This is a genomic window from Pseudomonas sp. CCC3.1, assembly GCF_034347405.1.
Lineage (GTDB): Bacteria > Pseudomonadota > Gammaproteobacteria > Pseudomonadales > Pseudomonadaceae > Aquipseudomonas.
Window position 1 is genome coordinate 2,977,609 of sequence record NZ_CP133778.1, and the last position, 12,500, is coordinate 2,990,108.

Annotated in this window: 3 protein-coding genes; 2 read left to right on the forward strand and 1 reads right to left on the reverse strand. The window is 54.8% G+C overall.

Annotated features, from left to right (window positions below):
* Positions 1-11: 11 nt before the first annotated feature.
* Positions 12-4,805 carry a neuraminidase-like domain-containing protein gene (locus RHM56_RS13105; protein ID WP_322232706.1) on the forward strand — a complete coding sequence of 1,598 codons (4,794 nt, stop codon included), beginning with the start codon at positions 12-14 and terminating at the stop codon, positions 4,803-4,805.
* The gene (locus RHM56_RS13110; RefSeq protein WP_322232708.1) at positions 4,802-9,151 is read left to right on the forward strand and encodes a SpvB/TcaC N-terminal domain-containing protein; all 4,350 of its coding nucleotides are present in this window, start codon (positions 4,802-4,804) and stop codon (positions 9,149-9,151) included. The genes RHM56_RS13105 and RHM56_RS13110 overlap by 4 nt, the downstream gene beginning before the upstream one ends.
* An 87-nt stretch (positions 9,152-9,238) precedes the next feature.
* Here the strand turns inward: RHM56_RS13110 and RHM56_RS13115 are convergent, their stop codons facing one another.
* The gene (locus RHM56_RS13115) at positions 9,239-12,169 is read right to left on the reverse strand and encodes an RHS repeat-associated core domain-containing protein (RefSeq protein ID WP_322232710.1); all 2,931 of its coding nucleotides are present in this window, start codon (positions 12,167-12,169) and stop codon (positions 9,239-9,241) included.
* Positions 12,170-12,500: the final 331 nt, after the last annotated feature.

Here is a 12,500-nt window from a genome sequence, read left to right on the forward strand (position 1 = left end):
AAGGAATGACCATGTCCCCAACACTCGATCAACAACTCAATGAAAAACTGCGCGATGCGCAATTGGCACTCTATTTGACCCACGCGGTGCCCTCAGACCCCGTACTGTCGAACGTGAAGCAGGCCGGAGGTATCAAAACAGCCGATGAGCTTTATTCGTATTGGTTGTTGGACGTACTGGTCAGTGAAGCGGTGCCTACCAGCCGAGTGGCCTGCGCCATAGCCAGCCTGCAACAATATATCAACGCAATCACACTGGGCCTTGAACCCGGATATGAAACGGAGGGCATGTCGCGCACGCAACTTGATCAATGGCATAACACGCTGCATAACTACTCGGTTTGGCACGCCAGCCAGCAGGTTCGCTATTTCCCCTCTACCTATTTAAGCCCTGAATTACGCAGTCACAAGACAGAAAACTTCCAAAAACTTGAAAACGATATTAATCAATGTCGCATCCAACCCAGTACCATTTTGTCCGCCGTTCAGAACTACCTGAATCGCTTTGAGGATATTGCCAATCTGACAACACTGAGCGGTTACATTGATGGCGACATCAATAGCATGGCCGACAGCATGTATTACTTCGTGGGTAAATCCAGAGCCGAAAACACTTACTACTGGCGCTCACTGGATATGTCCAAGCGCGCCCTGTATCCGGCAACACACGACCTGAGCAACTTCAAGCAAGACGCTCCAGAAGCGACTGCCTGGTCGGACTGGAAAAGCATTCCCATCCCGGCGTCGGCCAACATACCAGACCGCAGCATTCGCCCCGTCTACTTCAATAACCGTGTATTTATCACCTGGGCTCAAATCATTAGCCCTACGTCCTCCGCCAGCCAAAACACCGTATTCTCCGGACGTGAAATAGACGAAGATGAAAAGCTCTATAAAATGCGCTTGGAGCCTTATCTAAAATCAAATTTTACAAGGGTCAGTTTAAATTTTATTTTCCAGAAATATGATGGCAGCTGGAGCATGCCGCAAGTTTGCATCGATGAATACTGCGCGCTCAGAATGAGCACTGATGAAATAAATGCCGCCACTACCACTATTGCCACACTGGACTCAACCACACAGCCCGGCTCACTTTTTCTGGGCTTAAGCATCCAGAAAAACCAGAACAACACCAAACACAACGAAAACATATTCTCCAGCGATTTTTACCAAGCAGTACGGCTCGACTTGCAGTTTGGAATCGAACGTTTGTTTTCCTCTGGAACAGTTGAGGACTATTTAACATGGCCTCATCAGCGAGCAGTCGCCGAGCGCCACTGGTCCATTTTTGTCATGCACAACCATTTAAACTTTAACTTTCATGCGCCTCGTAGCGAGTTTTCAGACATTCATGCGTTGACCAATACACAGCCACACACCAACCACCATCACTGGAACTATGACAACCAACAAATCCGCATCAGTGATCTTGTAAAAAACCAGGATATTAAATTCAACACCACCACCTCCGCCCTTGAAATATCGTCCACCTTGACCGCAGACTTCAACAAGCACCAGAGTTTGTCATTCGAAGCCAATGACAACGGCGTGAAAATAAAAATGAAACTGGCGCTCAATCTGGCATCGTCTACCACGCAACTTGTTGATTTTCACTCAGAGTCGTTAATCACTTTAAGGCACCTAAAAACGCCCCCCGAAAGTATCTCCAGCATATCGATCTCTAACAACGGCACATCTGTGTCATTCTCACAGTTTTCATCGAAGCTCAACGTATCGTCCAACGGCTCCATTGAAGATAAAGGCCATGAAGCCACGCAAAAGCTAACGGACAATAAAATTGATATAGATACATTCAATGAATTCTTCTACGCCCAAAACCCGTCGTACACGATTACTGTCAATCTGAACGATAACCAGACACTGACATTTGAGAAGGTCGTCAGCACGCCAATGGAGCGTTCTTACAAACAAGTCATCCTTCTTCTACTTGATCAAGAAAACCCCACACCACCACGTATCCTGCGCAGTAACACCCTGATTCTTGGCGCAACGGATTTCTCCCGTCGATATATTCGAGGTAGCGCTTCTGATCTTAAGGCTGCACAGAAAATAACCGTTCAATTACAGATAAACCCCAAGACACTGCGCCCGAACATTGAGCAAGCGTTAACTTCAGACGAGCAGACCTCGCTTTCTACCATCACCCTTTTGCACGGCGTGATAATCCATGACACCGATGTTCAAGGCGACATCTCTCACCTTATGGGTTACGCCCTCAAATCTTCACAGATCACGCTGAACAAAAATGCCAACCCCCTCATTCCTCTGGCCCCACGCCTGAAGCGCATCGCATCGAAGAACAATGGTGCTGCTGAATGTATTGACTTCAGCGAGTCCGCGATTAAACACAGCGACGCCTCCGCACAAAACAAGCTGCGCGCGCCGATCCGGATGAACACCAGTTTTGCCGAAAAACTCACTCAAGCAGCCAGCGTCAGCCTCGATACGTTGTTCACCCTGACCCCGACAGCATGGCTAGAACCCTCGCTAATCGAAGGCGGCCCAGATCAGCCCCTGGATTTTCACGGAGCCCATGGCAAGTACTATTGGGAGCTGTTCCTGTACCTGCCCTGGCTTGTTGCTCATCGCCTGAACCTGGAGCAACGTTATGCCGAGGCCCAGGCCTGGATGCACTACCTGTTTGATCCGGCGCATAACGCTACCGTTAGCCATGAAACCCAGCGTCACTGGCGGCTGAATGTACTGAGTGCGCCACTGTCTGACCTCAGCTACGCACAGGACAACCCTCACGATCCGAATCAGATCGCACTGAGCGCTCCGGTTCACTTTCGTCGGGCTTTGTTCCAGTTGTACCTGGACATTTTGATCAACCGCGGTGACGCCGCCTACCGACAAGCAACCGCAGATAGCCTCGCGGAAGCCAAGCTCTGGTACGTGCGCGTCAAAAGTCTACTCGGACCACGGCCAACGGTGACCTCGATTGACCCATGGACCAGCATCACCCTCGGGGAACTCAGCGCGGCACCGTCCAGCGAACTGCGCAACCTGGAGCGTCAGGCGAGCAATCAAGACTCAGCACTGGTCCTCGTCACCCGCCTGGCCTCGGTTGAGAATTTGGCCGCACTCATGGCCGACACATCGTATTTACGTCGACCGTTAAACCCGAGCCTGATGGCCCGATGGGACAAAATCGATAGCCGTTTGCACAACCTGCGCCATCACCTGGATCTGGTCGGCAAACCTCTCCAGGTTTCGCTGTTTGCATCGCCACTCTCCCCCCATGCCTTTATTGCCCGAGCGTTACAAGGAGGCAATGTGGGCAACACGCCATCCGCGGCTTCATTACAAGCCCAAGCCAGCCATTACCGTTTTCATGTGATCCAGGCGCACGCTATGGCCGCGACCGAAAACCTGATTCAGTTCGGCACGACCTTGCTGTCGCTGATTGAACGCAAAGATCAGTCTGAACATATGGCACTTCAACACGCACAAGCGTGGGATCTGAGCAAAATTTCGGTGGAACAGCAATCTCAAGCGTTGCTCATCGATGAGAAAAACCAGGCGGCATTGCGCGCTGGACGCAAATCCGTCGAAGCACGGGTCAAGTACTTCTCAAAACAACTTCTGGAAGGTATCAACCAAGGAGAAGCCCAGGCCAGTCAGCAATTTCAGGACAGTGCCAATCTGGAAATTGGTGCCTATGGCGCTCAAGCCGCTGCCGGGGCGTTAATGATGCTGCCCAATATCTTCGGCACTTCAAATGGCGGTATACGTCTAGAAGGCTCAATGTATGCCGTACAAGCAATCATCCAGGGCGTAGCCCACGAAAAACGCGCCAGCGCTGCCCACCTTGATCGCACAGAGCAGTTCAACCGCCGAAATCAAGAGTGGGAATATTCTCTGGATCAAGCCCGACTTGAGCTCAGTCAAATAGATGCACAGCTTGAAACCTATGCCGAGCAAGTGACCAACACCCGCCTGCAACTGCGCCACACCGAAACGGCATTGGCCCAAGCCATGTCGAGCTACGAAATACTCAGTAAACGTTTCTCTAATTCACAGCTCTATCAATGGCTGAACAGCCAGCTGTCGGCGTTTTATTTTCTGGCCTATGACGTCACCCATTCATTGTGTCTGGCCGCTCAAGCGTGCTGGCAATACGAACGCGCAGACTGGAAGAAGACTTTTATCCAAAGCAGCCACTGGAACAATCAATACAGGGGGCTCTCTGCGGGTGAAGCACTCAAGTTGAACCTGCTGCAAATGGATGCTGCGTACTTGCAGCACAATGCGCGCGCACTGGAGATCAGAAAAACCGTGTCACTGCGCCAACTGCCCGATAAAGACAGCAGCGCCACGTTGAACAAACAGTGGGACGTCTTGAAAACCGATCTGATAAGCAGCGGCACCGTGAATTTCGAGTTCACCCAGGCGCTGTTTGATGCTGACTACCCTGGGCATCACCTGCGCCGGATCAAAAGTATCAGCGTGTCACTGCCCGCTACGCTGGGGCCATACGAGGACATCAGGGCGACGTTGACGCAAACCTACAACAAGATCCAGCACAGCGAACAGCCGGACGAAAGCACTGAAAACCTGCACGTGCGCGAGCAGATAGCACTTTCGTCCGGGGTGAATGACAGCGGCCTGTTTACGCTCAGTTTCGACAACGATTCACGTTATTTACCTTTCGAATACACCGGTGCGGTGTCCCGCTGGCAGCTGTTTTTCCCTAATCATAACGCTCAGCTCTCCATGCTTGAGTCACTGACCGACATCATTGTGCACGTGCACTATACGTCCAGCGCCGGAGCCAAGGCATGACAACCCAGGCCAACAACACCGAGGTGATCACCCCGTCCTTGCCCAAGGGCGGTGGCGCCATTCAAAGCATCGGTACCGGCTGGGGCGCAGTCGGCATGACAGGTCAGGCATCGTTCGATGTACCGCTGCCTCTTTCTCCAGGTCGCACGTTTACCCCTGCGTTGAGCCTCAGTTATCGCAGCACGTTAGGCAATGGGCCATTTGGCATTGGCTGGGATTTATCGGCAGGCGCCATTGTTCGCAATACCCTCAAGGGCGTGCCGACTTATACCGATAAGGACGAATTTATTAGCCATACCGGCTCAGAGTTGATCCCCGAGCGCACAGCCCAAGGGGCTCTTAACACAACCACAGTGAGTCACTACAACGGTGTGCAACTGCGTGCAGCCCACACCGTTGTGCGCTATTTACCACGTGTCGAGAGCACGTTCGAGCGCATCGAGCATTGGTCCACAACCGAAGATCCAGCGGGTTTCTGGCTGGTCCAGAGCCCGGATGGCAGCACTCATCTGTTTGGCAAAACCACAGCAGGGCGTTGTGCAGATCCGGCTGCACCCGAGCATGTCGCGCAATGGCTCCTTCAAGAAAGCCTGACTGCCCATGGTGAGCAGATTTACTACCATTACAAAAGCGCCGAACAACACAGTTCGCAGCCCGCAATCCGTGACTTTCGTGCCCAGCGTTATCTGGCACGGGTGTGCTACGCCAACCTTCGGGCTCAAACGCAGTTGATGCTCTGGACGACTGATACCCCAGCAGACAAGCAGTGGCACTTTGAGTTAGTGCTCGACTATGGGGAGCGCACATACAGACGTCTCGAAAAACCCGGTTATGCCGAGCTGAGGCCCTGGCAGCCACGCAAGGACCCTTTCTTCAGTTATGCCTATGGTTTTGAACTGGGCAATCAGTACCTGTGCCGCCAAGTGCTGATGTTTCACTATTTCCCCGATGAAGCCGCCATGGGACCTGATCCGGTGCTGGTCCGACGCCTGCTGCTGCAATACCGATGGACAGAGGGTGCAGGCAATTTGTTACGCGCCTTGCTTAGCCAGGCGTTTGACGCAGGTGAAGCCCCTGCTCAGTGGCCACCCATGGTACTGACGTACAGCCCCTTCACCTTGGAGGCCGCGCCGGAGAAATTTCAGCCTTTCGAAGCGCTGAACGTTCCAGGCAATGCTGCGGGCTATCAACTGGTCGACCTGTACAACGATGGACTGCCTGGCGTGCTCAGCCGCGCAGAGAAAAGCTGGTATTACCGCGAGCCGACAAGAGCCCCGCTACCCGCCGAGGGGGATGCTGTGGACTACGGTGAGACACAACTCTTGGCCAACATTCCGGTCGCCGATCAAAACCAGACCGCCGTGCAAACACTGAGTGACTTGAACGGCGACGGCCAATTGGACTGGATCCTTGCACGGCCAGGCATGAGCGGTTTTTTCACCCTCAAGGGCGATCGAAGCTGGTCGGGGTTTGTTCCATTTGCGGCATTCCCCCAAGAGTTTTTTCACCCTGCCAGCCAATGGGTCGACTTGATGGGCAATGGGATCTACGACCTTGCACTGATCGGCAGCCACAGTGTGCGGATCTACATTAATCAGGGCACAGAAGGCTTTGCAGCAGGCCAAGTGATCCCGCACATACCCGCCGAAACTGCGCTGCCGCAACCAGGAAGCACCGCAACCGAGCTGGTGGCCTTCAGCGACATATTGGGCAGCGGCCAGCAACACTTGATCCGTATCCGTCATGACCATATCCAATGTTGGCCAAACTTGGGGGGCGGGCATTTTGGCAAGGGATTTGAGTTTGCTTCGCTGCCGTTTTCCTACGCCAGCTTCGACCCTGCACGCATTCTCCTTGCAGACCTGGACGGCTCTGGCGCCAGCGATCTGTTGTACCTGGAACCCGACAAGGTACTGATCTTCATGAGCCGTTTTGGGCACGGATTACAGCCTCCAGTCCCATTGAAGTGGCCTGACGGAGTGCGCTATGACCGTTTCTGCCAAGTCACGACTGCGGACTTGCAAGGCCTTGGCTGCTCAAGCCTTGTGATGACCACCTCGCAAGGGACAACGCGGCATTGGCGTTACGACTTCGTCAGCCAAAAGCCTTATTTGCTGACTGCCACCGAGAACAACATGGGGGCCAGAGGTGAGTTGAATTACCGCAGCAGCGCTCAGGAATGGCTGGATGAAAAACGTGAACGCCAGCAGGCCAATAAGCCACAGGTCAGCGGCTTACCCTTCCCATTGCACTTGGTCACCCGGCAACAGCAGTTCGATTTGATCAGCGGCAACCAAATCGCGCAGCGGTTCCAGTACCGCGAAGGCTTTTACGACCCTCGGGAACGGAAATTCCAGGGATTTGGGCTGTTGTTCGAGACCGATGCCCAAACCAGCCCAGACGATACGCTTGATGCTGGCCATACCGGAGCGCTGCTGCGCAAATCCTGGTTTCACACCGGCAAAGACCTCGACATGCCTCGCTCGGACTACAATCAGTCCGATAAAAGTGCCAAAACGCTTGGGCTAACGCTGTTGGGCCGTCTGGAGCCTGGCAATCTGCACGACACGTTAATCCAGGCACCCAGCGCAACGGTCTTGCGCGCCATGAAAAAAGCCCTCAGTGGCTCACCCCTGCGCGAGGAAATCTACGCCGCTGACGATCCCGCGGCCACTGCCGTGCCTTACTCAGTCAGTCAACAGCGCTATCTGGTACGGCAGCTTGAATCAACTGACTCCGTGTTGTTGTTGCCCCTTGAGTCGGTGAGTTATCGATATGAGCGCGAGCCTGACGACCCGGCCTGTAGCCACACCCTCAACCTGATCAGGGATGCTTACGGCAGCCTTGTGCATGGCATGACGGTTAATTGCGCACGTCGCAAGCGAGCAACGGATGCGCCGCCATTCAGTGATCCGCATCAGCAAAAATGGTGGCGAGACACCCATGACGCGGCGCAACAGGCTGACTACATAACGGAGATCCGGGCTCAAGCCATACATCTGGACGCCCCTCAGCGCTGGCGTCTGGAATTGCCTTATCGCCAGCGCAGTAACGCGCTGGTGCTAGACAAAGGCACGCTTGGCCATATCAGCTATGAGCATTTCATTGCCCGCACGCCGAACAACCCCGTGGGGGTGAATGCTGGATGGGTGTTGGCGGGCGCATCGGTGCAACATTACTGCCTTGCGCAAAGTGCTGACCCATTGCCTGCTGGCCAAGCCAGTTTTGAGGCCCTGCCTCACCATGTTGAAAGCGCTGAACTGGATGAGCCCGCGCTGGCAGTCTATGACGATGTGCCCCAGATGCCGGGAGCCGAGCCATTTGACCTGGAGAAAGAACTGCCCCGTGCGCACTATCACCCCATGACCCTGTTCCTGCCAGCCCCTGAGCCGAGCGTGCCCGAGCAGAACGCAAAAACTACCCTGTGGTCACTCAAACAGGGATTTGCGGTGTATGACGATGCCGCCGAGTTTTATCGAGCCAACTATTTTCGTGCCACTGAGTGCCATGGCGTCACTGTGGTCGCGCATGACCGATATAAATACTTGATGAGCTCGGTCAAGACGGCTGATGGCTGTACAACCACGGCGGTGTACGACTATCGAACCTTGATGCCGATACAGATTACCGATGCACAAGGCACCGTACAGCAAGCACGCTATAACGCTTTTGGCCAATTATTAGCGACCAGCTTTTACGGGCACGAAGAGGGTAAAGCGGTTGGATTCGAGACACTCGACAACTACGTTCGCCCTGCCAACGACACCCCTGAGACGGCCATCGCCAACCCCGCGAGCGCCTTGATGAAAGCCGCCAGCGCCTGTTTTTACGCCCCCTTCAGTTGGATGCAAAAACGCGAGCCGGTGCATGTCGCCGTGTTGCAGGCAGATCGTTACCCCACAGATACGGATGGTGTTGAACCGATCATCAGAATCAGCGTGGCCTCCAGCGACGGCTCCGGGCGAGTCTTGCAAAACAAGCAGAAGACAGTGCCCGGACCTGCTTATCAGGTCGACCCTGGCGGGGTATTGAGACTGGACGCCACGGGAAAACCACTCACGCTTGAAAGCAACCAACGCTGGCGAGTCAGCGCCAGAGTCGAATACAACAACAAGGGCCTGGCGATTCGTAACTATCGCCCCTACTTTGCCGATCATTGGCACTCGATCAACGACGCGTCACTGCGCGAAGGGGGTTATAGCGACCAGCTGTTTTACGACCCACTGGGGCGACTCACAAAAACCCTAAATGCCAGCGGCGATATGAGCCGCCAAACCTATTGCACGTGGTACACCATCAGCGAAGACGAAAACGATACTTACGAACCTCCACCCACTGCGCCTTGATGAGCATTCGCGAAACAAGACCGTAGCCTTGGAGACACACCTGCGGGCGTCTGGTTCACCAGCGCCCGCAGGTTTAATGAGTGTTTGTCAGCGTCGATGGGGGTCACGGACACCCACGACTCGGTAAGCACGCCCGCCCAAGTGCTCGAACATAAGCCGATGAGCACCTCGCCCGGTCGAGCCTGGATAGCCGGGCAAGTCCGCAGACCAGAGTCGATCACGATGCTGATGCCATCGAACAGCGGCAAACCGGCCTTCCATGACATGGCCGATTGCAATACCAATGCTGATACCTTCACGGCCCTGCATCAAATGCCCAACCGCTGTTTCGTCAATGTTGAAACGCGCCTCGGGCACCGCTACCGTCAAGGCTGAAGGCTCGCCACCCTGCTCTGGTGACCCTGTGCTGCCTGTTTTGCGCCTTGTCAGTTGTGTCGTTGCCTGTGTTTCAAATTGACTGGCTATGCCCGAAGCTGACGTTTGCATCGGCACTGAAGGGGTTGACACTCGCGTGCGCTCAGGGGGGCGAAGCTCGATAGTGCTGTACCCCAAGCGCCTTATCTCCTTGAGCGTAGGGGTCCCTTTTTCGATAAGACCGGCTAACCGTCTTTCAGCCCTCTCAGGGCCAACATACCCAAAAATGGCGCCAGAACGGGTGTTGTAGGTCCGAATTGAAAAGCCTTCATCGGCGTACTGATGACGATGTGCATAAAAGAAATTAACCAGAGCGTCAGTTTCGCCTCTATTCAACCCCCGACGCTCGGCAAGACTTATCGCTTCATGTGTGAGCCATTCGGCGCTGCGGCGCTCAAGTTCGTCGGCGGTGGGCTGCTGCGCACGGCGTCGGTAGTTTCCATACCCTTCGAGCAACCCCATGAACGTCAACCCAAAACCAATCATTGCCCCCCCCACCGCTCCTTCCACCGAAGAATCGAGCACCCAACCTGCGGCGAACCCTAAAAAGGCAAGCATGCCGGTAACCGCAAGCCCCAACACGGCACGCTCAAGCATGCCGACTTGTACAATCCCCGAGGGATCAACCAGTGAGACGGGGTTGTTGCTGACCATCACATACAGATTGGGCGTGTCGACATCGCCTGCCGGATCAGCACTGATCCAGCGCAACAACCACGGCGCGTAATACCTGAAGCCGTAATAGTAAAGCCCGGTTGCATCACGCTCCTTGCCGGAATATCGCACCGTCTTGAATGTCGCTTCGACCTGGTTTTTTGCCGCCCACCACGCTGTCGCGCCATACGGGTAATAGCCCTCCTGACTCAGCAGCGCAGCCTGCTCATCAAGCTCAAGACTGCTGCTGCCCGTTGCATCGCAAAGGCTGAAGCGCAGTTGCTCGTCGGCAACCCCAGAGGGGCGCTCGTGCTCCCACACCAACGCTCTGACGCGCATGTAACCCGCCTCGATTGACAGCACGTTGAACTGTTCGCCGCTGACATGATTTCGGTGCAATTCCAGCCCTGGCAGATAGCGGACTTCAGCACGCAACTGCTGCGCTTTTGCCTGGCTCACGCGCGACTTCAACACCCGTTGCCCGGCACCGTCATAGCGGTAGGTTTCTTCGTCGTGATGACCGTCTTCGCGCATCACTTGCGTAACCCGTGCCAGTTGATTACGCACATTCCAACTCAGGGTCTGTCCACGAGCAAGGGCTCGCAGATTGCCGTTTTGATCAAAACTATTGCCCAGGCTTGCAAGCGTACCCAGCCCGTCCTGCACGCTGTGATTACTGTTAGCCGCGATGTTCATGGTCTGGGTATAACCCAGCCCCGTAGAGGGAACATGCCGCATCTGCATCAAGTTGCCACCTTCGTCGTACTGATAGTGACGGGTGTAATTGCGCATCAGAGTGCTGTTCGCTGCGCCAAAGAGCGCCAGCGCGGGCAACGCCGGGCCGTTGGCCTGCTGAGCGCTTTCCCGGCCCGTCGCCTTGATCAACTGATAAAACGTGTCGTAGCCGAAGGTGGCCGTGGCTTCGATTTTAGAGTTGCTGGCCCACGTAGTCGGCTGCGCGGCATCCCGGATGCTGATCACATTGCCGACACGATCATAGGTATAAGTGAGGTCTTGCAGGACAGTCTTCTTCTGCCCGCCAGTGTGTGCCACCAGCCGTTGCAAACGCCCATCAAGAGACGAATAGGTCGCCTCCGTGAGCACTTGATTACCCGCCCGCTCGGACTCGACCTGCCCTTGTGCGTTGTACCGTCGTTGGTCTAGCAATGCCTTGCGCGCACCGCCTTTGAACACTAGAACAGTCTGGGTCAGTTCGCCCTCAGGTCCGTACTGCGATTGTCGGCGGTTACCCTTGGCATCGGTTTGCTCCAGCAGACCGCCCAAGGCGTCGTAGTGCCAAGCGCTGACATTGCGTTCAGTCTCCAGCAGCGCCTCGCGCAGGCGTGTGTCCTCAGACCAGTCAGTTGTCACATCCGGACGTAAAAATACACGGACGTGCTGGGTCATGGCACCCGACAACCCGTATTGCTCATGCATCACGGAGCCTGCTGGGTCATCGTGACGAATCAGCCGCCCGCATCGGTTGTGAGTCGCGTGCTCGGCATTCATCCCGGCATAGCTCAGGCGCTCGATACAACGCTCATGGGGCTCATCGACGGCTTGTTCAAACACGGCTACCGGCCTGAGTGATGAGTCAAATTCGTAGCGTTGTTGTGACCCGCGACTATCCCAGCCTTGCAACACCTGACCTGCATTTCCGCTCAGAGCAACGCGCCATCCGGCATCTACGCTGCGAGTGCGCAGCACGCGCCCCGTCAGGCTATGGCGCTGACTTTTATTGGCCTGCACGCTGCTGTCCATTTCATGCAAAGCCTGCAACCGGGCGTCCCATTGATGTTGCAAAAAACCGGTAGTACCAAACACTTGGCGTTGAACGCGAGCACGTGACTCATCTTGTTCGCGGACTCGGTGATAGCCCACAGTGCGCAAGGTTAGCCCCCGTGGGTCGATGGCCATTAATGACGGGGTGTATTGATGTAAAGACGACATAAAAGGTGACCTGATTTACACAATGATTCAAAAAGCGTAGTGATCAGGCTTTGAGATAGGCAGGCATGTTCGCGGTTATGTGTATCAAAACAAGTGCAGTGCTTTTGCCGTTGTCCAAGGAGGCAAAACCTACCTGTAACACTGCGAGCACCTACATCGGTCAGCAATAATTACCTTTGACGCAACAGACTTTCACGCGTTGTGAACACAAATTCAATTGATAGCGCCCTAACAAAAAGCGCAGGCTAGAGGGCTTGGCCAGGCTTTGTATCATTCTGAATGATATTAACCTTCGTCAGGTTCGATTCGTGCCCCGACACGCGCGCCAGCA

Excerpts from the sequence above, each read along its gene's own strand:
- RHM56_RS13105 (WP_322232706.1), top strand. The coding sequence starts at position 12 with ATGTCCCCAACACTCGATCAACAACTCAATGAAAAACTGCGCGATGCG.
- RHM56_RS13110 (WP_322232708.1), top strand. The coding sequence starts at position 4,802 with ATGACAACCCAGGCCAACAACACCGAGGTGATCACCCCGTCCTTGCCC.
- RHM56_RS13115 (WP_322232710.1), bottom strand. The coding sequence starts at position 12,169 with ATGTCGTCTTTACATCAATACACCCCGTCATTAATGGCCATCGACCCA.